We start from the raw sequence: 24,418 nt of genomic DNA, 5'->3' as shown, positions 1-24,418 counted from the left end.
TAAAGTGCGTATGTATGTATTCATAAATGTAAGAGCAAGATTACAAAGGTGAAAATATCGGATGGCGTTTAGATTATTTTGTTGTTTCGGAAAGAATGAAAGACCAGATAACAGAAGCGAAAATTAATAGTGAAGTGATGGGATCAGACCATTGTCCAGTTGAATTACATATAAATTTCTAAAAAAAGAAGTATCTCCCTAATATTAGGGAGATACTTCTTTTTTTAATTCAGTTTGTTAAAATTTTTCAAATCATTCTTGAAATAATTTCATATTAAATATATACTTAGTAACGATAATCATTATCAGTGAAAATGATTATCAAGTGATGAAGACGTAAAAGAATTATAGTCTAGGGGAAGTGAACGTGAATGAGTTCTGGATAAAATTATTAATCTAATGAAATATATATATGGAATAAGATTCATATAGTTAAATTCTATTGAGAATATAGTTTGAAAATTTGAGAGGAGACATATAAAGATGAACAAGAAATTATTTACTTTAGGGATGGTTACCGTTTTAAGTGTAGGTTTAGCGGCATGTAATAGTGCGGATAAAACTTCAGGCGAGCAAAAACAACAGACAAAAGCTACGGAAACGAAAAAAGATGAAAAACGAAAAATTACATATTTAGGTAAAGAATATACAGTGCCAGCAAAAGTAGATAAAATTGCGACAGCTAGTTTAGAGTCAATGGAAGATGCGGCAGTACTTGGAATTAAACCAGTTGGTGCCATTACTGTAGGTGGTAAACTACCAAAATACCTGGAAAAAGAGTTAGAAGGTGCGAAATCTGTTGGTGAGAAAATGCAACCCAATTTCGAAACATTACTACAATTAAAACCAGATGTGATTACATCAAGTACGAAATTCCCAGCAGAAACAGCTGAAAAGTTTACGAAAGTAGCTCCTACATTCCCGGTATCACACGTTTCAACAAATTGGGAAGATAACTTAAAGTTAATGGGAGAATTAACTGGTAAAAAAGATAAAGCAGAAAAAATTATTAAAGACTACAATTCAGACGCTGAAAAAGCAAAAGCAAAACTAGGAGATAAGTTAAAAGATAAAAAAGTACTTGTCATTAGACTAAGAGCAAACGAATTATTCCTATATCCAGAAGGAGTATACTTCAACCCTGTAATTTATAAAGATCTTGGACTAACTGCTCCAGAACAATTGAAAACTGTAAAAGCACAAGAGAAAATTTCATTTGAAAAACTTGCTGAACTTAACCCAGATTATATTTTCTTACAATATGAGGCAAGTGAAAATAAAAATCCAAAAGTGTTAGAAGAAATTGAAAGTAATCCAATTTGGCAAAGTATGAATGCTGCGAAGGAAAAGAAAGTATTTGTAAACGTTGTAGATCCAATGGCGCAAGGTGGTACTGCTTGGAGTAAAACTGCCTTCTTAAAAGAAGCAGTGAAAAATTTATCTAAATAATACAATAAGTAAGGTGCGTTGAATGATATGCAGAAAACAAATGCAGTACCAGTAACTATATTATGTATAGCACCCATACTCATCTTATTTACAGTTATACTTTCGATTTTGTATGGGGCGAAAAGTATTGATGCTGAAACAGTGTGGAACGCATTATTTCATTTTGATTCAAGTGATGTAAATCATAATATTATTATTACTTCACGTTTACCAAGGGTAGTTGCAGCTCTTTTAGTCGGAGCATTTCTAGCCATATCAGGAGCACTTATGCAGGGGATGACAAGAAACTATCTTGCATCCCCTTCTATTATGGGTGTGACGGATGGTGCTGCCTTTGTTATTACACTTTGTATAATTTTTCTTCCAGGAATGTCATCAATTGGTATGGTTATATGTTCAATGATTGGTTCTGCACTCGGAGCCGGTATCGTGTTTGGTTTTGGTTCGCTCCTTCAAAATGGCTTATCACCAGTTAGGTTAGCGATTATAGGAACAGTTATTGGAACATTTTTAAGCAGTGTATCGGCTGCAATGGCTTCGTATTTCCAAATTTCTCAAAATGTTAGTTTTTGGTTTAATGCAAAGTTAGATCAAGTAGATCCTAATATAATTAAAATCACGATACCGTTTGGGATAATTGGAATAATTTTAGCATTGTTAATATCAAAATCTATTACCATTCTTTCATTAGGCGAAGAGGTTTCTATTAATTTAGGACAGCGTACAAAACTAGTTAAAGCGATGGCAATTTTATCGGTAATTTTTTTAACAGGAACAGCAGTTGCTTTAGTGGGGAAAGTTGGTTTTGTAGGTTTAATTATTCCGCACATTACCCGCTTTATAATTGGGGTAGATTATAAGTGGATTTTGCCATGTGCAGGTGTTATTGGTGGCGTTTTCTTAGCGTTATGTGACGTTTTGAGTAGATTTGTAAACTATCCATTTGAAACACCTATTGGAGTCGTTACCTCCTTAATTGGAATTCCTTTCTTCCTTTATTTAATCCGTACTAGAGGAGGAGAGAGACATGCTTAAAAGTTCAAGTCAACGTTTCGGAATGACGATGGGGATTATTATATTTTTAATACTATGTGCTATCTATATTAGTTTAACAAATGGTACGTTCGACATTACGATTACAGATGTATTTAAAACACTTTTTAGAATTGATCCAGTACCAGAACATGATTTAGTTATTTTTGAGTTTCGTCTTCCGCGTATCGTAATTGCTGGATTAGTAGGATTAGGCCTTGGTGTTGCAGGTGCTGTTATTCAAGGGATTACGAGAAATGGATTGGCGGACCCAGGTATTTTAGGAGTAAATGCCGGAGCGGGAACAGCGATTGTCATTTTTATGTTTTTCTTTCAAGGACAATTAAAAAGCACAGACTGGGTTTCTATTATGATGATGCCAATGTTTGGTTTAGTAGGTGGATTAGGTGCAGCTATCATCATTTATCTGTTTTCTTGGAAAAACGGTAAATTAGATTCGCAGCGACTTTTATTAACAGGGATTGCAATTGGATCGGGATTTGGAGCTTTTTCTATGTACTTATCACTCAAAATGAAGTCAACTGATTTCGAGATGGCTGCAGTGTGGGTGTCTGGAAGCATATATAGTGCGAACTGGAAGTATATTGTGGCTATGTTACCATGGCTTATTATCTTAATTCCACTTATACAAAAGAAAGCTTATTTATTAGATTTATTCCAATTGGAAGAAACGAGTATTACAAGTTTAGGTGTTTCAGTAGAAAGAGAGAAATCGATTTTATTATTAAGCAGTATCGGGCTTGTGAGTGCATGTGTTGCTGTTTCAGGGAGTATCGGTTTTATTGGCTTAATGGCACCGCATATAGCGAAAAGACTTGTTGGTATTCAACATAAGTATATAATTCCTACGTGCGGCGTAATCGGAATGTTTCTTGTAATTGCCTCAGACTTTATTGCAAAAACAGTTTTCACACCTGTAGAGTTACCAGTTGGAATCGTTATTTCTATTGTCGGTGTACCGTATTTCTTATATTTACTTTATAAGGCGAAAGCGTAAGAGGAGGAATAAAAGTGAGTATTTTAAGTGCAAAAAATTTAGAAACAAGTTATGAAAAGCTTACAGTGTTTCGCGATTTAAATGTGGAAATACAAGAAGGAAAAGTAACGACAATTATAGGTCCAAACGGTTGCGGTAAATCGACATTGTTAAAAACAATGGGAAGAATTTTAAAACAAAAAAGCGGAAAAGTATATTTGCAAGGGCAAGATTTACATACAATTTCAACGAAAGAAATTGCGAAGCAGTTAGCTTTACTCCCGCAAACTCCAATTGCACCAGGTGAACTTAAAGTGGAAGAATTAATTTCTTATGGACGCTATCCACATCGAAATAACGTAAATAAGTTAACGACAAAAGATAAAGAAATGATTGATTGGGCATTAAATATAACGAAAACTTCTGAATTTCGAACGAGACAAATTGCAAATTTATCAGGTGGTCAAAGACAAAAGGTATGGCTAGCGATGGCATTAGCACAAGAGACAGAAGTGTTGCTATTAGATGAGCCAACTACATACCTTGATATGTCTCATCAATTAGATGTATTACAAATTGTGGAGAAGTTAAATAAAGAACATAATTGTACGGTTGTTATGGTATTACATGATATCAACCATGCAGCAAGATTTTCAGATGAAATTATTGCAATGAAGGAAGGAGAAATTGTTACAACTGGTAGCCCAGAAGAAATCATTACAAATGAAGTATTAAAAGAAGTATTTCATATTGATGCACGTGTCATGATTGATCCGTATAACGGGGCTCCTGTTTGTTTCGGTTATGATAGCGTTGTATCTCAAGAAGAAAAAATCGAAATATATGTAACAAGTTAAAAAGGGGGGATAGGGTGAATACTACAGTTGAAAAACAGCAGATTATAATATCTAATACAGAACAATGGAAAATGTATTCAAAATTAGAAGGTAAGGAATATCAAATTCATATTTCAAAGCCGAGGCAACCAGCACCGGATTCAGGATATCCTGTCATTTACGTATTAGATGGCAATGCCTTTTTTCAAACATTTCATGAAGCAGTTAAAATACAATCAGTAAGAGCGGAAAAAACTGGTGTTTCACCAGCTGTTATAGTAGGAGTGGGTTATCCAATTGAAGGCGCATTTTCAGGGGAAGAAAGATGTTATGATTTTACGCCTAGCGTAATTTCAAAAGATGCCCCTTTAAAACCAGACGGTAAACCGTGGCCTAAAACAGGAGGAGCACATAATTTCTTTACTTTTATTGAAGAAGAACTGAAACCACAAATTGAAAAGAATTTTGAGATTGATAAAGGTAAGCAAACGTTATTTGGGCATTCTTTAGGTGGATTATTTGCTCTCCATATACTATTTACAAACTTAAATGCTTTTCAAAATTATTTTATTAGTAGTCCATCTATATGGTGGAATAATAAATCCGTACTTGAAAAAGAAGAGAACCTTATAAATGAATTAAACAATGCTAAGTTTGAAACAGGAGTGTTCCTTACAGTTGGGTCACTAGAACGAGAGCATATGGTTGTAGGTGCAAATGAATTATCAGAGCGCCTTCTCCAAGTAAACCACGATAAACTTAAATTTAAGTTTTATGAAGCTGAAGGGGAGAATCATGCATCTGTTGTGCCGACGTCTTTAAGTAAAGGGTTGAGATTTATTAGTTACATATAGGAAAAAAGGTTATGGATGAAACATTCCATAACCTTTTTTGATATGTAGAATTGTCCTTTTTGAAAGTTTTGTTTCAACTTTTCGTCTAAAGAGACAAAAAGTTGTCACAAAACGGTCACAATTAGCATAAACATAAAATAGACGAAATGAACTTATTTCCAAAAAGGCTCGGTTTATTCCGATCATGATTTGTAGAGCTGAAAAAGTATGGATTAAAAGTTCACTATATTCCCAAGGAGGTAGATCGTATGAAAACTATTCTTGCTATCGCTGGACTTATTTGGGTTCTATCGCATGGCATCCCAATTTATGAAGGAGAACAAATTCGCAGTGCTCTGAATAAAAATTTTAATGAATATCATATCATTGACCGGCAAGATAATGTTGTAACAGTTCGAGTAAATGACTGTTTTCATACGGTAACCGTTGAAGGAACTTCAGTAGTGAATGATACAAAAGTATGTGATCAACAATAATTATATATGGAAAGAAAAAATTCTTGGATTAAATATCTGAAAATTAAGATTTTAATATTATAGATGAAGAATAAGCGGGGGCGGGTAATCCCCGCTTATTCTTGTTTCACTTTATTGAATTTTGATGAGAGATATAATGATTTTTTTGACAAAAAGGAAAGGGTATACTAAAAATTGAGATTAAGAAGCTAATGCATTGTTAAGAATAATCATAAAGCGTAAATATACTCTTATGGGGTATCGTGCGTAGATATTTAATGCTATAATTGGTATACTCATAAAAACAATTGTTTTATTGGGTGAAGAGAAACTTTAAGAAGGTGATAATATGGATCATAAAGAGCATGAAGCAGTAACACATAGATCAGAAAAAGAAAAAGAACAGATTATAAATAGATTAAAGAGAATTGAAGGACAGGTCCGCGGTATTCAAAATATGATTGAAAATGATCGTTATTGCGTGGATATTTTAGTGCAAATTTCAGCGATTAATGCAGCGATGAAAAAAGTAGGAATGGGTGTATTAAAAAACCATACAAGTCATTGTGTTTCAGGTGCTATTAAAGATGGCAATGGTGACGAAGCAATTGAAGAATTAATGACTGTATTTGAACGTTTTTCAAAAGCGTAAAAACAAGCTAGTATGTCACTGGCTTGTTTTTTTTTGTTTACCTTCATAATAAGATCTCGGCGTATTGATGTGAAAAAGTGTGTGTAAAATAAACTTTTAGAAAATAATTGAAAAATCATGATATAAAACCATTGATTACCTTAGGGGGGTATGGTAAGATGTAATTATGATTAACAAACAATGAATAAACAAGAGGAGGATTTTAAATGGAACAGTTAACATTACAGGTTGAAGGTATGTCTTGTGGACATTGTGTAAATGCTATCGAAAGCAGTGTGAAAGAGCTAAACGGTGTTGAACAAGTGAAGGTTCAATTAGCAGAAGGAACTGTTGAAGTTACTATCGACTCGTCTGCCGTAACATTAAAAGATATCGTTGCTGTAATCGAAGACCAAGGATACGATGTTCAATAATTATTTTTAGATATGGAAATAAATCGTACTTTAAATGAAGTACGATTTCTTTTGCTAATAATTATACCTCATAAGGGTATATAGAGGTGAGAGACATGAATGAAAAAAAAGAGGCCAATCTTCAAATATCAGGAATGACATGTGCGGCATGTGCAAATAGAATTGAAAAAGGTCTAAAAAAAGTAGAAGGTGTTCATGAGGCGAATGTAAATTTTGCACTTGAAAAAACAAAAATAATGTACGATCCAACTAAAACAAATCCGCAACAGTTTAAAGAAAAAGTTGAATCGTTAGGATATGGAATTGTAAGTGATAAAGCTGAATTTACTGTTTCAGGAATGACATGTGCAGCATGTGCAAATAGAGTTGAAAAGCGTTTAAATAAGTTAGATGGTGTGAACAAAGCGACAGTAAATTTTGCTTTAGAATCAGCTACAGTAGACTTTAATCCTGATGAAGTTAATGTAAATGAAATGAAGAGTGCGATTACGAAGCTAGGATATAAATTAGAAGTGAAACCAGATGATCAAGATGCATCAACTGATCATCGATTACAAGAAATTGAAAGACAAAAGAAGAAGTTTATTATTTCGTTTATTTTATCTTTCCCATTATTGTGGGCAATGGTTAGTCATTTCTCATTTACGTCGTTTATTTATTTACCGGATATGTTAATGAACCCTTGGGTGCAACTAGCACTTGCAACCCCTGTTCAATTTATCATTGGTGGACAGTTTTATGTTGGAGCTTATAAAGCGTTACGTAATAAAAGTGCGAATATGGATGTTCTCGTGGCGCTTGGAACGTCGGCCGCGTATTTCTATAGTGTATATTTAAGTATTCAATCTATTGGTTCTTCGAAACATATGACAGATTTATATTTTGAAACGAGTGCGGTACTTATTACATTAATTATTTTAGGTAAATTATTTGAAGCGAAAGCAAAAGGGCGCTCATCAGAAGCAATTAAAAAATTGATGGGTTTACAAGCGAAGACAGCTACAGTTGTGCGAGATGGAACAGAAATAAAAATTTTGATTGAAGAAGTAGTAGCTGGTGATATCGTCTATGTAAAGCCTGGTGAAAAAATACCAGTAGATGGTGAGATTGTAGAAGGAAAGTCAGCAATTGATGAATCGATGTTAACGGGTGAAAGTATTCCTGTTGATAAGTCAATTGGGGATGTAGTAATAGGTTCGACAATAAATAAAAATGGATTTTTAAAAGTGAAAGCAACTAAAGTAGGAAGAGATACTGCATTAGCTCAAATTATTAAAGTAGTAGAAGAGGCACAAGGTTCAAAAGCTCCTATTCAAAGGGTAGCAGATCAAATTTCAGGTATTTTCGTACCGGTTGTAGTTGTGATTGCGATTATCACATTTGCAGTATGGATGATATTTGTTACACCTGGTGATTTTGGCGGAGCACTTGAGAAAATGATAGCAGTACTTGTTATCGCTTGTCCATGTGCATTAGGTCTTGCAACGCCTACATCTATTATGGCAGGATCAGGAAGATCAGCAGAGTATGGTATTTTATTTAAAGGTGGAGAGCATTTAGAAGCAACGCACCGATTAGATACGGTTATTTTAGATAAAACGGGTACAGTGACAAATGGGAAGCCGGTGTTAACAGATGTAATTGTAGCAGATGGATTCAATGAAAATGAACTGCTTAGATTAGTAGGGGCAGCAGAAAGAAATTCTGAACATCCACTTGCAGAAGCGATTGTAGAAGGAATTAAAGAAAAGAAAATTGATATCCCAAGTTCAGAAACGTTTGAAGCGATTCCGGGATTTGGTATCGAATCAGTTGTAGAAGGAAAACACTTATTAATTGGTACACGTCGATTAATGAAGAAATTCAATATTGATATTGAAGAAGTTTCTAAATCAATGGAAGCGCTAGAACGAGAAGGAAAAACAGCAATGCTTATTGCAATCGATAAAGAATATGCTGGTATAGTTGCCGTTGCAGATACTGTAAAAGATACTTCAAAAGCAGCTATCGCAAGACTGAAAAAAATGGGTCTAGACGTTGTGATGATTACAGGAGATAATACACAAACTGCTCAGGCAATTGCAAAGCAAGTTGGTATTGATCACGTAATTGCAGAAGTATTGCCAGAAGGAAAAGCAGAAGAAGTGAAAAAACTGCAAGCAAATGGTAAGAAAGTAGCGATGGTTGGAGACGGGATAAATGATGCTCCTGCTCTTGCTACAGCGAACATTGGTATGGCAATTGGAACGGGAACGGATGTAGCGATGGAAGCAGCGGATATAACGTTAATCCGCGGTGACTTAAATAGTATTGCTGATGCGATCTTTATGAGTAAAATGACGATAAGAAATATTAAACAAAATTTATTCTGGGCATTAGCTTATAACGCGTTAGGAATTCCAATTGCGGCATTAGGTTTCTTAGCCCCTTGGGTTGCTGGAGCAGCGATGGCATTTAGTTCTGTATCCGTTGTATTAAATGCATTACGATTACAAAGAGTTAAATTAAAATCTTAAAGAGCTACATTAAGTAATTGAATAGAATTAAAAAACAATACTTTGAATAAGTATTGTTTTTTTGTTCGTATAGAAATTAAAACGATATAATAAAGCAGAAATATAGAATCGTATGTAGTAGAAAAGTTAAGAGGTAGTTTCGTAAGGAGACTTATATATGTTAAAAGATATTATAATTAGAACATTCCAGAAAGAAGATTTAGATCAAGTATTACAATTGTTCTATGAAACAGTTCATACGGTTAATGCAAAAGATTATAATGAGTTACAGCTACAGGCGTGGGCACCGGAGCGACTAGATAGAGAAAATTGGTTACAGTCTTTAGAAAAGAATATTAGCTATGTAGCGGATCATAAAGGTGTGATTGTGGGGTTTGGGGATTATAACGATGATCGTTACGTAGATCGTTTATTTACGCATAAAGATTATCAAGGGAAAAGAGTCGCTTCATACATACTACAGAAGTTAGAAAAAGAAGCAGTGAACCTAGGGCATAGGGAGATATATACAGAGGCGAGCATTACCGCAAAACCTTTTTTTGAAAGTAAAGGTTTTATTTGCATAAAAGAACAAAAGAAACAACATAATGGTCAGATTTTTATTAATTATGTTATGAAAAAAATATCCTTCTCATAAATGAGAAGGATATTTTTCATTATTTTACAGCTTCTTTTAGTTCTTTACCAGCTTTGAAAGCAGGTACTTTAGAAGCTGCGATTTGCATTTCTTCACCAGTTTGTGGGTTACGGCCTGTACGAGCAGCTCTTTCACGAACTTCGAATGTACCGAATCCGATAAGTTGTACTTTTTCACCAGCAGCTAAAGTGTTAGTGATTGATTCTACTACAGTTTGTACAACTACAGTAGCTTCTTTTTGAGAAATCTCAGCATTTTGTGCTACGTTTTTAATTAATTCTGTTTTGTTCATGTTTTTCACCTCATATGTAAATAATGCTATTTAAGTTGTTATTATAACGTATAAAACATTCGAGAACAAGTGTACGTACATATATTCGCAAAAAAAATGAAATTTGTAATATTTTTTAGGGCACTTTATAGACATTCCATTTAAGCGGACAGAGATTTGTTCTTCATTTCAGTCTTCTCTTGATGAGCAGGTAGTTTCTTATTATAAGATATGAAGTAAGGTAGTGCTACAAATAACATACCTCCTACTAAATTTCCAAAGAAAACAAAAATAAAGTTTGGAAAATATTCAGCCCAAGTGAAATGACCGGCAAAAATGGCGGCTGGGATGACAAACATATTGGCTACAACGTGTTGAAATCCAATCGCAACAAAAGTCATAACCGGGAACCAAATACCGATAATCTTTCCGATAAATTCTTTACTTCCCATACTGAGCCAAACAGCTAAACAAACGAGCCAATTACATCCGATTGCAGAAATAAATGCTTGCAATGGTGTATCTTGTAGTTTCGCTTGAGCGATAGAAATAGTTTTTGCTAAAAAAGCTCCTTCAGTTAAGCCAACGATATGACCGAAAAAGTAGGCTACAAATACAGCCCCTATGAAATTGCTAAATGTAACAATAACTAAATTTCGTATGAAATAAAATAAAGTAATTTTCTTTTGAAGCCAGGCCATAGAAACTGTCATCATGTTACCAGTTACTAGTTCACCGCCTGCAAGAATAACGAGAATAAGGCCAATAGGGAATACAGCAGCGCCTAGAAAACTAGTAAATGATCCCCAAGCCTTTGGCATTGTTCCAATAACATGAATATCGAGTAAATACCCTAATGCTATAAAAGCACCGCCAAAAAAACCGAGAATTAACATAGGGAGTAATGATAAATGAGCTTTTTTTCTTCCGGAATTAGCAGCAAGTTCCGTAATTTCTTCTGGTGTAAATACAGACATGAATAACCCCTCCGTAATAAAATGATGGAATGAATAGAAAAAATTTCGAAAATCTATGTATTATAAAAATATGTTATGACTTCTGTATAAAATTGTCAAAGTGAATAGAGAGGGAATTACATATTGATAACATTGTTCATGTTGTCACATGAATGTAACAATAAGGATTTAAAGTGTTTCTAGAGGTGAAAACATGAATACGAATCATGTAAAAAAAGAACGAAAAAAATCAATCGTAAAGATATTTATTATTAGTTTTATAAGTATATTAATGATACCAGTAAGTTTGTATTATTATGCGACAGAAATAGAACGAAAACTAGTAACAGTTACGTGGAATGAAATAGAAGCTTCTACAATTCCTAAAGAGTTTAATAATAAAAAAATATTGCAGTTTTCAGATGTACATTTAGGACCAGAGTTTACACTGAAACAACTTGAACATTTAGTGGAGAAGATGAATGAATTACATCCAGATATAGTAGTTTTTACCGGAGATTTAATAGATAAATTTGGGTCTTATAGTGCGGAAAGAGAAGAAGCGAAGGTTATTTTGCAGAAAATTTACGCTCCCTTAGGGAAATATGCTGTGTTTGGGAATCATGATAGGGGCGGGGGCGGTAGTTTATTTTACAAAAAATATATGGAAGAAGCTGGTTTTTCTGTATTAGTAAATGAAGTGCAGAAAATTAAAGTGGAAAACGGCAAATATATTATAATATCAGGTTTGGATGATTTTCTATTAGGGAAGCCGCAAATAGATTCAACTTTAAAAAACTTGAAACAAAATGATTTCAACATGTTATTAGTACATGAGCCGGATGTTGTAACCAAAATAAATCGTTACCCAGTTGATCTTCAACTGTCAGGACATAGTCACGGAGGACAAGTCCAAATTCCTTTTGTAGGTCCGTTAATTACTACCAAACTAGCTGAGCACTACGTTGAAGGTATGTATGAAGTAGAGGGGAAGAGTAAGCCGTTATATTTATATGTAAATCGTGGCATTGGGACTACTAGGATGCCTGTTAGATTTTGTAGTGTACCTGAACTTTCAATTTTTGTGTTGAAGCAAAATAGTAACTAGAATATTTAACAATATGATTCCAAGGAACGTGCGATGTTGGTCGATGGAAAAGAGTTTCTTAAAACTTTAGATGTGACAAAGTAATTTTCATAAGTAAAAAACAACAATAGGACCTATAAAGGGACCTATTGTTGTTTTTATCCTGCATTGATTGCCCATAAATGTCCGATTGATGAGGGCTAATTATAGTTTTACTTTGTTATTTTTGCAAGGAAAGACCATCAAAATATGTTCTATAGTTACTAGAGAATTCAAAGTTGTTTTTTGCATCCCAATTAATAGACCAAGACATTAGGCCGCGGAATGCAGGATGGCCACTCTGGTTAGAAAGTTTATACTTTCCTCCGAATGGAACTCCTTTAATGATATAATTTAAAGCTTTTTTCATTTCAGTTGGCGAAATGTATCCACCACTTGGAGCTGCCGCTGGTGCTGCTGGAAGCCCAATCATGACTTGATCTGAACGAAGAGCTGGGAAAATGTTATTTGCATTACCACCTACAGGAAAACCATGTAAGAGCATATCTGCCATAGCGACCTCGTAGTCTGCAGTACCTTGATTGTAGTTATTACCGTCCATTCCAATCCCGCTACCAGCGTTGTAGTGTTGAACGTGAATGTATGTTAGTTTATCTTTCACTCCGTAAATAATTGGTAAATATGCACCCCATATGCTTCCATATGCGCTATATCCGCCTTGAACATAAGCTGTTTCAGGGGCCATGCTTAATAGAAAATCTGGACCATAATGATCTGAGATTGTTCGAATAGCTGAAATAAGATTTACGATTTGAGGGGTAGTTGGGTTTTTGAAGTTAGTGTCATTTCCGTTTAAGTAAATACCTGATTCAAGGTCAATATCTATTCCGTCAAAACCGTATTTATCGATCAGAGATTGTATGGAATTAATAAAACGATCCTTAGCGGCATTGTCAGGAAGTAAAACGACCCCATTTTGTCCACCTATTGAAAGAACTACTTTCTTTCCTTTACTTTTTAAATAAGAAATATCTGATTTGAATTCTGCATCTGTACCATACACAGGAGAAAATTCAACAGTGGAACGATCACCACCAGTTTCACCAAAAGATACATTGATTACATCCCATTTTGGTGAAACGTCTTTTAATTTAATAATGCCAGTACCGTTATCAAAATTATGCCAGTATCCAACGAGTAATTTTGAACCTAAATTGTTTGCTGCTTGTGCTTGGAAAGGGGATAACGGTAGAAGTAAGAACATTACTAAAATACAACAAAAAAATTTGAACTTGTTTAACATATCAACACTCCTATACAAAAAGTTGTCTAGATGTATAATCTTGTTTATTTAATAATATCTGAAAATTCTTTCTTTTGTAAAGGGACTATAATTTTCTCAACAATTGTGTATGGGAAAGTATTAAACCTAATGTAATAATTTTTGAAGGAGGTTGAATTTTAATTGTTGAATTCAGAATATTTTGATATATTTTAAAGTATAGGACAAAATCTTTCGCACAGTACTCTTACATAAATTTCAAAATTTAGTTTGGAAGGGGATGTACAAGATTTGGATAAAAATCTAAAGAAAGACCTCAAAATACGCCACATTACAATGATTTCAATTGGCGGTGTAATAGGGGCTGGTTTGTTTGTTGGAAGTGGTGCAGTTGTACATTCGGCAGGACCAGGTTCTATCGTTTCATATGCATTAGCAGGACTTCTAGTCATTTTCGTCATGAGAATGCTAGGAGAAATGGCAGCTGTTAATCCGACAAGTGGTTCATTTGCAACGTATGCAAGAGAAGCGATTGGTCCTTGGGCGGGTTATACAATAGGCTGGTTATACTGGTTTTTTTGGGTAATTGTTATTGCAATAGAAGCCACAGCAGGTGCTGGTATTATCCAATATTGGATTCCACAAATACCGCTTTGGTTATTAAGTTTAATATTAACAATTTTATTAACGCTGACGAACGTTTTTTCGGTGAAATCATTTGGAGAGTTTGAATATTGGTTTTCTTTTATTAAAGTAATAAGTATTGTTTTGTTCCTTTGTCTAGGTCTTGCTGTTATTTTAGGATTTGTTCCAGGAACAGAAGCACCCGGCACTTCGAATTTAATTGGACAAGGTGGATTTATGCCAAACGGTATAAGTTCGGTACTGCTTGGAATTACTGTCGTTATATTTTCATTTATGGGATCAGAAATTGTAGCGGTAGCCGCAGGTGAATCTGCAGAACCTGTAAAAGCAGTAAAAACAGCAACAAACAGTGTGATTTGGCGTATTCTTGTATTTTTTATTGGGTCTATAGCGGTAGTTGTTACGCTACTGCCATGGAATTCAGCAAACATATTAAAAAGTCCATTTGTAGCTGTATTGGAACATATAGGAATACCAGCTGCGGCACAAATTATGAATTTTATCGTTTTAACAGCTGTACTCTCTTGTTTAAATTCGGGTTTATATACAAACTCAAGAATGCTTTTTTCGATGGCAGAAAGAGGAGATGCTCCAAAGGCGTTTTTGAAATTGAACAGTAGTGGTGTTCCAGTTCGGGCCGTTTTATTTGGAACTTTCTTCGCTTATATTGGCGTTGTGTTTAGTTACATTTCTCCAGATAAAGTCTTTTTGTTTTTAGTGAATGCATCTGGCGGGATTGCGTTACTAGTTTATCTCGTTATTGCAGTTTCGCATTTAAAGATGCGTAAAAAAATGGGGAAAGTGGAACAACAAAATTTGAAAGTGAAAATGTGGCTTTTTCCGTATGTAACGTATGTTACAATTGTTGCTATTATAGCAGTTTTAGTTGCGATGTTCGCAATTGATACTTTACGTTCACAAGCACTTTTAACAATGTTTGTTACTGTTCTTATCATACTTTCTTATTTTATTTTTAATAGAAATAAAAATAGCACAGTTTTGAATCCTAAAAGTAAGAATGAGGAATCTGTTCGATTCTAATTTTCTAATTTTCGAAGAGAGTTACACCCAGTCATTGCTATAAAAGAATCATATATAATCATAGAAACAAGTAATTACTATTGTCATAGTGGATATAAACTTTTTTCTTGACTTTTTATACGAAGGCGAGCAAAATGGTAAAAAAGGAAGGGGGGGATGATAATGGAAGAGTACGTATTAGAGCTGTATAACCTGTTATATACGACAGAATGGCAAGATATTGTTTCGTTTCTAGGAATCGTATTTTGCATGAAAATTGTAATTGTATATATGGAAGAGCAAGGTATGTTCTATTCCTTCTCATCCCCGTTCGATATGCAGCGCGAGCCGTTGCTAAACTATGCCAATGTGAATTACGAACAAATTCCTTTTGTTATTTTCTTTATGATTCGATTTATTACAGCAATTGTAAGGAAAAAGGAAAGTGACGATGAAGAGTGCCACTCAACTTGTAATATAGCGAATGTTTTTTAAGCTAAATACAAGGAGGAGATTTATATGTGGTTTCGATTTCTTATGATTGGTTTCTTTTCATTAACAGCAATTTCTTTAATGGGATATCAAGTGTCTGAAATTTTTCAAGCATATAGCGATACATTTTTTAACAAAAACTAATCGCGTTGCTATTTGAATAATAAAGCGATAAAATCCTTCTTAAGAAGTTTTATTAAGAAGGATTTTTTCTTTGTCTTATCTTGCTGTGTCAAACTATTGTCACATTTACACTGTGAATAGTATGTTAAAATAGTGAGGTTACGTATACATATTTGAAGGAAGAGGGAGTGACCATTTTGGTGGATCAATCAACAAATCAGAAAAGCTATGCTCCTATTGTGATAACGCTTTCTGTAATTGTAAATGCGATTATTTTATTTTTGTTCTTTGGACCTGTTGGCTATGAAGGAGAATTACATTTTGATGTAACAATTTTACCAATGTTAAATGCAATTTTTAATAGCTTTACGTTCGTATTCTTATTAGCAGCTCTATACTCTATTATTAAGAAGAATGTGAAAATGCACCGTGGTTTCATCCTGGCAGCATTTACAACGACGTTGCTATTTTGTGTTTCTTATTTATCTTATCATTACTTAGCGCCAGCAACACATTTTGGCGGAGAAGGATTCATTAAATATGTGTATTTCATCATTTTAATTACACATATTATCCTGGCGGCAATTATTGTACCGCTTGCATTGTTTGCACTTGTATTTGGTTTTACAAATCAATTAACACGTCATCGTAAAATTGTACGTTGGACGATGCCGATTTGGTTATATGTAAGTTTATCTGGTGTTATTGTTTACTTAATGATCTCACCTTATTACCAATAAAAAATCTCAGCCTGTAGGCTGGGGTTTTTTTATTAAGCAAATATTTTTGTGAAATGAAAAAAATATGGTATACAAAAGTATAGTTGCTTTTCATATAGAAGGGATGGTAAAGGAATATGCAAAATTTTGTATTTCGTAATCCAACGAAACTTATTTTCGGTAAAGGTCAATTAGAGCAGTTAAAAACTGAAATTCCACAGTTCGGTAAAAAAGTTCTTCTCGTATACGGGGGAGGCAGCATTAAAAGAAACGGTATTTATGATAATGTAATTTCTATTTTAAAGGATATAAATGCAGAAGTATTTGAATTGACAGGTGTTGAACCGAATCCACGTGTATCAACTGTAAAGAAAGGGATTCAAATTTGTAAAGAAAATGGTGTTGAATTTATTTTAGCAGTTGGTGGAGGAAGTGTGATCGACTGTACGAAGGCAATTGCAGCTGGTAGTAAGTACGATGGAGATGTATGGGATATTGTAACGAAAAAAACATTTGCTAATGAGGCATTACCATTTGGTACTGTACTTACTCTTGCAGCAACAGGATCTGAAATGAATGCAGGCTCGGTAATTACAAACTGGGAAACGAATGAAAAGTATGGATGGGGTAGCCCAGTTACTTTCCCGCAGTTTTCAATTTTAGATCCAGTTCATACTACTTCTGTACCGAAAGATCAAACCATTTACGGTATGGTAGATATTATGTCGCACGTATTAGAACAATATTTCCATCATGGAACGAATACAGAACTACAAAATCGTTATTGTGAAGCTGTTTTAAAAACAGTAATTGAGACAGCACCTAAGCTTTTAAGTGATTTAGAAAATTATGAGCATAGAGAAACTATTTTATATTGTGGTACTATGGCGTTAAACGGCATTTTAGCGATGGGAGTAAAAGGAGATTGGGCGACTCATAATATTGAGCATGCAGTTTCTGCTGTTCATGATATACCACACGGGGGTGGCCTTGCGATTTTATTCCCGAACTGGATGAAACATGTTGTAGAGGAAAATGTAAGTCGTTTTAAACAGTTCGCTATTCGTGTATTTGATATAGAAACAGATGGCAAAACAGATAAAGAAGTGGCTTTAGAAGGAATTAAGGCACTGCGTCAATTTTGGACTTCAATTGAAGCGCCAGCAACATTAGCTGATTACGGTATTGGAGAAAATGAAATTGATATAATGGCTAATAAAGCGATGGCGTATGGTGAATTTGGTAACTTTAAAAAATTAAATAAAGATGATGTTTTAAGTATATATAAAGCTTCTTTATAAGTGAATTTAGAAAAGAAACCTATTTGATTGTTTAATCGAATAGGTTTCTTTTTGCTGTTTATAAATGTTTATGGGTGTTTTTGATTATTTTTGATTGTTTGTGGTTGATTTTTGTGACCGTTTTCATTATACTGTAATCAAAGAAGAGGTGAATAAAATGTTAACTCCTGAACGTCATCAAATGATATTGCAACTTGTAAAAGAACAGAAAGTTGTAAAATTACAGCAATTAGTTGAAAGAACAGAAAGCTCTGAGTCGACAATTCGCCGTGATTTAGCACAATTGGAAAAGCAAAGGTTATTAAAAAGAGTTCATGGTGGTGCCGCTGTTTTAACAGGAAAAGGGCAAGAACCAACGATGGTTGAAAAATCATCCAAAAACATTCAAATAAAACAACAAATTGCTAATTATGCGGCTAGCGTTATTGAACAAGGTGATTGTATTTATTTAGATGCAGGAAGTACAACATTTGAAATGATTCCATTTTTAATAAATAAAGATGTGACTGTCGTTACGAATGGACTTATGCATATTGAAGCTTTAGTTGAAAATAATATTCGTGCGTATTTACTAGGTGGAATGATGAAGAGTAGGACGAAAGCTTTAATCGGTGCTATGGCACAGGAAAGTATGCAGAAGTATCGTTTTGATAAATGTTTTTTAGGTGCAAATGGTGTACATGAACAGCTTGGCTTTACAACGCCAGATCCAGAAGAAGCGCTCTTAAAACAAATGGCATTAACATTAGCAAACGAAGGATATTTCTTAATTGATGAAAGTAAGTTTTCAGAAGTTGCATTTGCGAAAATTGCAAATGTTGAAGAAGCAAATATTATTACAAACCATTTAGAAATTGATTTAGAAAAATATAAAAGACAAACCAATGTAATTGAGGCTGATAAACAATGATCTATACAGTTACTTTAAACCCATCTATTGATTATGTAGTACAAGTTAATTCCTTTGATTTAGGCGCAGTCAATCGAGCAGAGAAAGATATGAAGTTTCCTGGAGGAAAAGGGATTAATGTTTCTCGCGTTCTCCATCGTTTAGGTGTGGAAAATATAGCACTTGGATTTACTGGTGGATTCACCGGTCAATTTATTAAAGGTGTATTACAGGCGGAAGGCGTAATGACAAACTTCATCCAAGTAGACGGAGATTCCCGAATTAATGTGAAAATAAAAGGGCAAGAAGAGACAGAATTAAATGGGCAAGGTCCTAATGTGACAAATGAGCAATTTGAACAATTAATGAAACAAATCGAAAGTATGAAGCAGGGAGATTGCGTTGTGCTAGCTGGAAGTGTACCTGCATCTATCCCAACTACCTTTTATGAATCAATCGCAGCGCTCGGAGCTGAAAAAGGTATTCGAGTAGTAGTCGATGCGAGTGGAAGTGCACTGCAGCATGTAATTAAAAATAAGCCATTTTTAATTAAGCCAAACCATCATGAACTTGGTGAGTTGTTTGGAGTGGAGCTTTCAACAGTAGAGGACGTTTTACCTTATGGAAGAAAATTAATTGAACAAGGTATAAAACACGTTATCGTATCGATGGCTGGAGAGGGAGCTTTATTATTTACGGCAGAAGGTATATATGAAGCGACTGTTCCAAAAGGTGTTGTAATTAATTCAGTTGGGGCCGGAGATTCTCTTGTTGCAGGGTTTGTAGGCAAATATGAACAGACAAAAGATATTGAAAAGGCATTTCAATACGGCGTTGCAACAGGGAGTGCAACAGCATTTTCAGCTGATTTATGTAAGAAGGAAAAAGTAGAAGAATTATTGTCGCAAGTAATTGTAGCTAAGCGATAGGGGGAAGCAACATATGAAAATTACAGAACTATTAAAAAGAGATACAGTCATTATGGATTTGACAGCTTCAAATAAAGAAGCTGTCATAGATGAATTAGTTGAGAAATTAAATGGGGCAAATCGTTTAAATAGTAAAATGGAATTTAAAGAAGCTATTTTAAAGCGGGAGTCCCAAAGTACGACTGGAATAGGGGAAGGTATTGCAATACCTCATGCGAAGACAAAGGCTGTTAAACAACCATCGATTTGTTTTGGTAGAAGTGTAAGCGGTATCAATTATGAGTCGCTTGACGGACAGCCAGCACACTTATTCTTTATGATTGCTGCAAGTGAAGGAGCGAATAATACTCATTTAGAAACGTTGTCTCGTTTATCGACATTATTAATGGATGAAGGGTTTCGCAAGCAACTATTAGAAGCAAAGGATGAAAGTGAGCTTCTTCAACTATTTGATGAAAAAGAGAATGAAAAAGAAGAAGAGATTGAAGTCGCAAAACCAGAAGTAAATGAACCGTACGTACTTGCTGTTACAGCTTGTCCAACTGGAATCGCTCACACATATATGGCAGCGGATAGCTTAAAAGCAAAAGCGACAGAGTTAGGAATAGCGATTAAAGTTGAAACAAACGGATCGACAGGTATTAAAAACGGTTTAACGAAAGAGGATATTGAACGTGCAACAGCTATTATTGTTGCGGCGGATAAACAAGTAGAAATGAATCGTTTTGCTGGTAAACATGTCATTCAAGTACCAGTCGCTGATGGGATTAGAAAAACGGAAACACTTCTTAATCGAGCTGTAAAGCAAGATGCACCAATCTTTAAAGGTGTAAAAGAAGATGGAAAGGCAGAAAGTACGGAAAAAGAAAAAGGATTAGGAATTTATAAGCATTTAATGAATGGCGTAAGTAATATGCTTCCGTTCGTTGTTGGCGGCGGGATTTTAATAGCGCTAGCGTTTTCGTTTGGTGGTATAAAGGCGGAAGGTCCTTTAGCTGAATTGTTCATGTCAATTGGTGGAGGAAAAACAGGTGCGTTTTTATTCCTTGTACCAATTTTAGCTGGATTTATTGCAAGTTCTATTGCTGATCGTCCTGGTTTTATGCCTGGTGTTGTAGGTGGATTTTTAGCGGCGAATGCGAATGCTGGCTTTTTAGGTGGATTAATTGCTGGTTTCTTAGCTGGATATGTTGTTTTAGGGTTGAAAAGATTATTTTCAGGACTACCAGTACAATTAGAAGGAATTAAACCTGTTTTGTTATATCCAGTCTTTGGATTATTGATTACAGGAGTTGTAATGCAAAAAGCAGTGATTCCGCCTGTAGTAGCATTAAATGAAATGTTGACAGGGTGGTTAAATGGTTTAAACGGTACGAATGCTATATTACTAGGTCTTATTTTAGGTGGTATGATGGCAATTGATATGGGTGGTCCAATTAATAAAGCGGCGTTTACGTTTGGTATTGCTGCAATAGAAGCACAGAATTTTGGAGTGCACTCAGCAGTTATGGCTGGTGGTATGGTACCGCCACTTGCGATTGCATTTGCAACTACATTCTTTAAATCAAAGTTTACAGAAGCGGAACGTAAATCTGGTTTAACAAATTATATTATGGGAGCATCGTTCATTACAGAAGGTGCGATTCCGTTTGCAGCTGCAGATCCGGTTCGAGTAATCGTAAGTTGTGTTGTTGGTTCAAGTATTGCAGGTGCGTTATCTATGTTATTCCAAATTACATTACCAGCACCGCATGGTGGATTATTTGTAATAGCGTTAGTAAATAAACCGTTACTATATATTTTCTCTATATTAATTGGAACGATTGTCTCGGCTATTATGCTAGGTGTTTGGAAAAAGAAAGTTCAATAACAAATGAAAAGAGAGCAGCTTTTAGTAGCTGCTCTCTTTTTATTACAAAAAAATAGGTTAACAATTAAATATTGATGTTTTTTGGTAAAAGATGTAACGAAGTGTTACTTTTTTGTAACAAAAAAGTAACACTGTAATTTTTTCTGGAAAAAAGTTCTTGTGCTCGTATATGAAAAATATATGAAAACCACTGGAGATTGTATGAGAAATACATTTTATTAATATGGAAATTTATGTTACAACTCGTTAATCGTATATTACGAATGCTTTGTAATTGTGTGATTTCTAAAAATTCTAAAAATCTGTTGCTATAATGAAAATACGAAAACAAAGCAAATGGAGGCTATTCATGAAAAAATTATTAGGTATAGCAACAGCAGCAGTTTTTGGTCTTGGGATTTTTGCGGGTTCTGCTAAAGCGGAAACAATTGTAACAACAGACGTATTAAATGTTAGAGAAAACCCAAATGTAGAGTCAAAGCTTGTAGGTAAAGTGTTAAGTGGGAATACACTAGATGTTATAAATACAGAAAATGGATGGACAAAAATTAAGTTGAACGGTAAGGAAGCGTTTGTAAGTGCCGATTTTACAAAGAGCACATATTATGTAACGGCGGGCGTATTAAATGTTCGTGCTGGAGCGAATACTGATTCTGAAATTTTAGGTAAACTTAATAAAAATGATGTGATTGAAACGACGAATCAAGTTCAAAATGAATGGTTACAATTCGACTACAATGGAAAAGTTGGATATGTTCACGTGCCATTTTTAACAGGAACAGCCCCTGTAATCGAAAAGAAAGAGGTTGTAGCTCAAGAAGAAGCGCCAGCTAGAACAAATACGCCGGTTAAAAATAATACAGTAGTTAAGAATAAAGAGTCTGTTAAGAGTAACGATTCTATTAAGAATGTAGAATCAAGTAAACCTGTGGTAAAAGAAAAACCGGCTGCAAAACCAGTTGCAAAATCTACTGAAACAAGTGCGCCTACTGGTGGTCGTGAAATTACAGTAGAAGCGACGGCATATACAGCAGATCCGAGTGAGAATGGTTCGTATGGTGGTCGTGTATTAACTGCAATGGGGCATGATTTAACAGCAAATCCAAATATGAAAGTAATTGCTGTTGATCCGAAAGTAATTCCGCTTGGATCAAAAGTATGGGTAGAAGGATATGGAGAAGCGATTGCTGGAGACACTGGTGGTGCGATTAAAGGAAATCGTATTGATGTATTAGTCGGTTCAGATGGTAGTGCTAATAGCTGGGGGCGCAAATCTGTAAAAGTGAAAGTTATACAATAGGTTATCGATATTAATATAAAAAGCGGTTGCTTGAAATTATGTAAGCAGCCGCTTTTTATGGATTATTGAAATGGATAAATAGTTTTACCTGTAATAATTTTATATGCACTGCAAAATTGCGTTTGTATATATTCTGTATTTTTATTTTCTGGATGTAATGTTGTTTCATGGAGGGTAGAATGAAAAGCCCGTAGTAAACAATTTAGGGCGAAGTATAATTCCTCTTGTGAACAATTTTGTTCTTTTATAGAAGTAGCTAAAATGAGGTCTTTTGTCAAAGATGAAAAATTGATGGTGGATTGTTTCATAGTTAACTCATCCTCTCGAAACTATTTTTATCATGTATATGCAGAATTGGACAAACTATGTTCTTTTTTCTGTATAATTTCATGTACCGAAATGAAAGAACTTGCAATCATGCCGTTAAAATTGGTAAGATTGGGTATAATCAATAGATGGAGTATATTACATAAAGAGAGTTGAATGATATGGGAGAAGTGCAACGTGAAAAAGTTGCTGTCATCATTGGACCAACTGCTGTTGGAAAGACGAAGTTAAGTATCAATCTTGCCAAAGCGTTGAACGGTGAAATTATTAGTGGTGATTCCATGCAGATCTATCGAACGATGGATATTGGAACTGCAAAGGTAACAAAAGCAGAGATGGACGGAATTCCACATTATATGATCGATATAAAAAATCCGGAAGATTCATTTTCTGTCGCGGAATTTCAAGAACGTGTTCGCAAGCATATTCGAGAAATTACAGAACGTGGTAAATTACCAATTATAGTTGGTGGGACCGGTCTTTATATACAATCTGTTTTATTCGATTATCAGTTTACAGATGATGCTGGTGATGTGATATACCGAGAGCAAATGGAAAAGTTAGCTTTAGAACGCGGTGTGGAATATGTACATAAAAAATTGCAAGAAGTAGATCCAGAAAGTGCGGAGCGTATTCACGCAAATAATGTACGACGTGTCATTCGGGCGTTAGAAATTTTCCACACGTCGGGTGAAAAAATGAGTGAACAAATTGAGAAACAAGAAAAAGAGTTACTCTATGATGTTTCATTAATTGGCTTGACAATGGATCGAGAAATGCTATACGATCGCATTAACTTACGAGTGGATTTGATGATGGAACAAGGCCTATTAGAGGAAGTAGAAGGGCTGTATAATAGAGGGATACGAGATTGTCAATCTATTCAAGCGATTGGATATAAAGAAATCTATGATTATTTTGAGAATCGAGTTTCTTTAGAAGATGCGGTATCACAATTAAAGACGAATTCGCGTCGTTATGCAAAGCGTCAATTAACGTGGTTCCGTAATAAAATGGATGTCACGTGGTTTGATGTTACAAACGGTGAAAAAACGTCAGAAATTTTACGATACATAGAAGGAAAGTTACAAGTAAAGTCGAATAATAGTAAGTAGAGAAAAAGAGGAGGATTCGACATGAAGCAATCAATCAATATTCAAGATCAGTTTTTAAATCAACTCCGTAAAGAAAATACGTTTGTTACGCTGTACTTATTAAATGGTTTCCAGCTTCGTGGACTAATTAAAGGATTTGATAATTTTACAGTCCTGCTGGAAACAGAAGGTAAGCAACAGCTTATTTATAAACATGCAATTTCTACATTTGTACCACAAAAAAATGTTTCAATTGAATTAGAATAGTAATG

At 34.6% G+C, this 24,418-nt stretch carries 25 protein-coding genes and 1 pseudogene; 22 read left to right on the top strand and 4 right to left on the bottom strand.

The window, feature by feature from the left end; all coding sequences use genetic code 11:
- Positions 1-44: 44 nt before the first annotated feature.
- From D1166_RS17630 to D1166_RS17580, 11 genes and pseudogenes are all read left to right on the top strand, one after another.
- Positions 45-182: pseudogene (locus D1166_RS17630) on the top strand (exodeoxyribonuclease III); the annotation flags it as partial.
- A 301-nt stretch (positions 183-483) separates the two neighbouring features.
- A complete protein-coding gene (locus D1166_RS17625) occupies positions 484-1,449 on the top strand; it encodes an iron-hydroxamate ABC transporter substrate-binding protein (RefSeq protein WP_001035506.1) in 966 nt (321 codons plus the stop codon).
- 27 nt (positions 1,450-1,476) lie between these two features.
- Positions 1,477-2,484: a FecCD family ABC transporter permease gene (locus tag D1166_RS17620; protein WP_001173051.1), complete on the top strand. Its 1,008-nt coding sequence runs from the start codon at positions 1,477-1,479 to the stop codon at positions 2,482-2,484.
- Positions 2,477-3,499 carry a FecCD family ABC transporter permease gene (locus D1166_RS17615; protein ID WP_000920450.1) on the top strand — a complete coding sequence of 341 codons (1,023 nt, stop codon included), beginning with the start codon at positions 2,477-2,479 and terminating at the stop codon, positions 3,497-3,499. The genes D1166_RS17620 and D1166_RS17615 overlap by 8 nt, the downstream gene beginning before the upstream one ends.
- Before the next feature lie 14 nt (positions 3,500-3,513).
- Positions 3,514-4,335, top strand: coding sequence for an ABC transporter ATP-binding protein (locus D1166_RS17610; RefSeq protein ID WP_000025773.1), 822 nt, complete (start codon positions 3,514-3,516; stop codon positions 4,333-4,335).
- A 14-nt stretch (positions 4,336-4,349) separates the two neighbouring features.
- A complete protein-coding gene (locus D1166_RS17605) occupies positions 4,350-5,168 on the top strand; it encodes an alpha/beta hydrolase (RefSeq protein ID WP_001098697.1) in 819 nt (272 codons plus the stop codon).
- Between the two features lie 248 nt (positions 5,169-5,416).
- The gene (locus D1166_RS17600; RefSeq protein WP_000849103.1) at positions 5,417-5,644 is read left to right on the top strand and encodes a hypothetical protein; all 228 of its coding nucleotides are present in this window, start codon (positions 5,417-5,419) and stop codon (positions 5,642-5,644) included.
- A 328-nt stretch (positions 5,645-5,972) separates the two neighbouring features.
- Positions 5,973-6,275, top strand: a complete 303-nt coding sequence (locus D1166_RS17595) for a metal-sensing transcriptional repressor (protein ID WP_000349636.1) — start codon at positions 5,973-5,975, stop codon at positions 6,273-6,275.
- A 206-nt stretch (positions 6,276-6,481) separates the two neighbouring features.
- Complete coding sequence (copZ, locus tag D1166_RS17590; RefSeq protein ID WP_000436973.1) at positions 6,482-6,688, top strand: copper chaperone CopZ; 207 nt, start codon at positions 6,482-6,484, stop codon at positions 6,686-6,688.
- A gap of 95 nt (positions 6,689-6,783) precedes the next feature.
- Positions 6,784-9,204 (top strand): heavy metal translocating P-type ATPase, encoded by a 2,421-nt coding sequence (locus tag D1166_RS17585; RefSeq protein ID WP_001003182.1) that lies wholly within the window; start codon positions 6,784-6,786, stop codon positions 9,202-9,204.
- 157 nt (positions 9,205-9,361) lie between these two features.
- Complete coding sequence (locus D1166_RS17580; protein ID WP_000910158.1) at positions 9,362-9,841, top strand: GNAT family N-acetyltransferase; 480 nt, start codon at positions 9,362-9,364, stop codon at positions 9,839-9,841.
- A 19-nt stretch (positions 9,842-9,860) separates the two neighbouring features.
- Here the strand turns inward: D1166_RS17580 and D1166_RS17575 are convergent, their stop codons facing one another.
- Both D1166_RS17575 and D1166_RS17570 read right to left on the bottom strand, forming a co-directional pair.
- Complete coding sequence (locus D1166_RS17575; RefSeq protein ID WP_001043904.1) at positions 9,861-10,133, bottom strand: HU family DNA-binding protein; 273 nt, start codon at positions 10,131-10,133, stop codon at positions 9,861-9,863.
- 140 nt (positions 10,134-10,273) lie between these two features.
- Positions 10,274-11,089, bottom strand: coding sequence for a formate/nitrite transporter family protein (locus tag D1166_RS17570; protein WP_000110530.1), 816 nt, complete (start codon positions 11,087-11,089; stop codon positions 10,274-10,276).
- A gap of 193 nt (positions 11,090-11,282) precedes the next feature.
- Here D1166_RS17570 and D1166_RS17565 point away from each other — a divergent pair, with 193 nt between their 5' ends.
- Positions 11,283-12,176, top strand: a complete 894-nt coding sequence (locus tag D1166_RS17565; protein ID WP_001095345.1) for a metallophosphoesterase — start codon at positions 11,283-11,285, stop codon at positions 12,174-12,176.
- A gap of 199 nt (positions 12,177-12,375) precedes the next feature.
- On the opposite strand, the gene D1166_RS17560 is transcribed toward D1166_RS17565, so the two are convergent.
- Positions 12,376-13,458, bottom strand: a complete 1,083-nt coding sequence (locus D1166_RS17560) for a chitinase (RefSeq protein WP_097856403.1) — start codon at positions 13,456-13,458, stop codon at positions 12,376-12,378.
- A gap of 270 nt (positions 13,459-13,728) precedes the next feature.
- On the opposite strand from D1166_RS17560, the gene gabP reads away from it, so the two are divergent.
- From gabP to entD, 8 genes are all read left to right on the top strand, one after another.
- Complete coding sequence (gene gabP / locus D1166_RS17550; protein WP_000360110.1) at positions 13,729-15,123, top strand: GABA permease; 1,395 nt, start codon at positions 13,729-13,731, stop codon at positions 15,121-15,123.
- Between the two features lie 156 nt (positions 15,124-15,279).
- Positions 15,280-15,597: a hypothetical protein gene (locus tag D1166_RS17545; protein ID WP_103595474.1), complete on the top strand. Its 318-nt coding sequence runs from the start codon at positions 15,280-15,282 to the stop codon at positions 15,595-15,597.
- A 317-nt stretch (positions 15,598-15,914) separates the two neighbouring features.
- The gene (locus D1166_RS17540; protein ID WP_000228314.1) at positions 15,915-16,457 is read left to right on the top strand and encodes a DUF420 domain-containing protein; all 543 of its coding nucleotides are present in this window, start codon (positions 15,915-15,917) and stop codon (positions 16,455-16,457) included.
- Positions 16,458-16,573: 116 nt separating this feature from the next.
- On the top strand, positions 16,574-17,737 hold the full coding sequence (locus D1166_RS17535; RefSeq protein ID WP_088066574.1) for an iron-containing alcohol dehydrogenase: 1,164 nt from the start codon (positions 16,574-16,576) through the stop codon (positions 17,735-17,737).
- 157 nt (positions 17,738-17,894) lie between these two features.
- A complete protein-coding gene (locus D1166_RS17530; protein WP_000957286.1) occupies positions 17,895-18,647 on the top strand; it encodes a DeoR/GlpR family DNA-binding transcription regulator in 753 nt (250 codons plus the stop codon).
- Positions 18,644-19,555, top strand: coding sequence for a 1-phosphofructokinase (gene pfkB, locus D1166_RS17525; protein WP_000640830.1), 912 nt, complete (start codon positions 18,644-18,646; stop codon positions 19,553-19,555). Before D1166_RS17530 ends, pfkB begins: the two co-directional genes overlap by 4 nt.
- Before the next feature lie 13 nt (positions 19,556-19,568).
- Entirely contained in the window at positions 19,569-21,425 is a 1,857-nt protein-coding gene (locus D1166_RS17520; protein ID WP_000704599.1) for a PTS fructose transporter subunit IIABC, read from the top strand.
- A 349-nt stretch (positions 21,426-21,774) separates the two neighbouring features.
- The gene (gene entD, locus D1166_RS17515) at positions 21,775-22,725 is read left to right on the top strand and encodes a cell wall-binding protein EntD (RefSeq protein ID WP_000734613.1); all 951 of its coding nucleotides are present in this window, start codon (positions 21,775-21,777) and stop codon (positions 22,723-22,725) included.
- A gap of 62 nt (positions 22,726-22,787) precedes the next feature.
- On the opposite strand, the gene D1166_RS17510 is transcribed toward entD, so the two are convergent.
- Positions 22,788-23,033, bottom strand: coding sequence for a hypothetical protein (locus D1166_RS17510; RefSeq protein WP_000814426.1), 246 nt, complete (start codon positions 23,031-23,033; stop codon positions 22,788-22,790).
- A 180-nt stretch (positions 23,034-23,213) separates the two neighbouring features.
- Here D1166_RS17510 and miaA point away from each other — a divergent pair, with 180 nt between their 5' ends.
- On the top strand, positions 23,214-24,167 hold the full coding sequence (gene miaA, locus D1166_RS17505; RefSeq protein ID WP_000504957.1) for a tRNA (adenosine(37)-N6)-dimethylallyltransferase MiaA: 954 nt from the start codon (positions 23,214-23,216) through the stop codon (positions 24,165-24,167).
- Positions 24,168-24,188: 21 nt separating this feature from the next.
- Entirely contained in the window at positions 24,189-24,413 is a 225-nt protein-coding gene (hfq, locus tag D1166_RS17500) for an RNA chaperone Hfq (RefSeq protein WP_000813896.1), read from the top strand.
- Positions 24,414-24,418 lie beyond the last annotated feature (5 nt).

It is taken from the genome of Bacillus sp. ISO11 (genome assembly GCF_003458115.1).
In the GTDB taxonomy this organism is placed as follows: Bacteria; Bacillota; Bacilli; order Bacillales; family Bacillaceae_G; genus Bacillus_A; species Bacillus_A cereus.
This window is presented reverse-complemented; position numbering and strand designations above follow the sequence as displayed.

Bases quoted from the DNA above. Each gene is read 5' to 3' on its own strand.
- D1166_RS17625 (WP_001035506.1), top strand. From the start codon at position 484: ATGAACAAGAAATTATTTACTTTAGGGATGGTTACCGTTTTAAGTGTA.
- D1166_RS17620 (WP_001173051.1), top strand. From the start codon at position 1,477: ATGCAGAAAACAAATGCAGTACCAGTAACTATATTATGTATAGCACCC.
- D1166_RS17615 (WP_000920450.1), top strand. From the start codon at position 2,477: ATGCTTAAAAGTTCAAGTCAACGTTTCGGAATGACGATGGGGATTATT.
- D1166_RS17600 (WP_000849103.1), top strand. From the start codon at position 5,417: ATGAAAACTATTCTTGCTATCGCTGGACTTATTTGGGTTCTATCGCAT.
- D1166_RS17595 (WP_000349636.1), top strand. From the start codon at position 5,973: ATGGATCATAAAGAGCATGAAGCAGTAACACATAGATCAGAAAAAGAA.
- copZ (WP_000436973.1), top strand. From the start codon at position 6,482: ATGGAACAGTTAACATTACAGGTTGAAGGTATGTCTTGTGGACATTGT.
- D1166_RS17585 (WP_001003182.1), top strand. From the start codon at position 6,784: ATGAATGAAAAAAAAGAGGCCAATCTTCAAATATCAGGAATGACATGT.
- D1166_RS17580 (WP_000910158.1), top strand. From the start codon at position 9,362: ATGTTAAAAGATATTATAATTAGAACATTCCAGAAAGAAGATTTAGAT.
- D1166_RS17575 (WP_001043904.1), bottom strand. From the start codon at position 10,133: ATGAACAAAACAGAATTAATTAAAAACGTAGCACAAAATGCTGAGATT.
- D1166_RS17570 (WP_000110530.1), bottom strand. From the start codon at position 11,089: ATGTCTGTATTTACACCAGAAGAAATTACGGAACTTGCTGCTAATTCC.
- D1166_RS17565 (WP_001095345.1), top strand. From the start codon at position 11,283: ATGAATACGAATCATGTAAAAAAAGAACGAAAAAAATCAATCGTAAAG.
- D1166_RS17560 (WP_097856403.1), bottom strand. From the start codon at position 13,458: ATGTTAAACAAGTTCAAATTTTTTTGTTGTATTTTAGTAATGTTCTTA.
- D1166_RS17545 (WP_103595474.1), top strand. From the start codon at position 15,280: ATGATAATGGAAGAGTACGTATTAGAGCTGTATAACCTGTTATATACG.
- D1166_RS17535 (WP_088066574.1), top strand. From the start codon at position 16,574: ATGCAAAATTTTGTATTTCGTAATCCAACGAAACTTATTTTCGGTAAA.
- D1166_RS17530 (WP_000957286.1), top strand. From the start codon at position 17,895: ATGTTAACTCCTGAACGTCATCAAATGATATTGCAACTTGTAAAAGAA.
- pfkB (WP_000640830.1), top strand. From the start codon at position 18,644: ATGATCTATACAGTTACTTTAAACCCATCTATTGATTATGTAGTACAA.
- D1166_RS17520 (WP_000704599.1), top strand. From the start codon at position 19,569: ATGAAAATTACAGAACTATTAAAAAGAGATACAGTCATTATGGATTTG.
- entD (WP_000734613.1), top strand. From the start codon at position 21,775: ATGAAAAAATTATTAGGTATAGCAACAGCAGCAGTTTTTGGTCTTGGG.
- D1166_RS17510 (WP_000814426.1), bottom strand. From the start codon at position 23,033: ATGAAACAATCCACCATCAATTTTTCATCTTTGACAAAAGACCTCATT.
- miaA (WP_000504957.1), top strand. From the start codon at position 23,214: ATGGGAGAAGTGCAACGTGAAAAAGTTGCTGTCATCATTGGACCAACT.
- hfq (WP_000813896.1), top strand. From the start codon at position 24,189: ATGAAGCAATCAATCAATATTCAAGATCAGTTTTTAAATCAACTCCGT.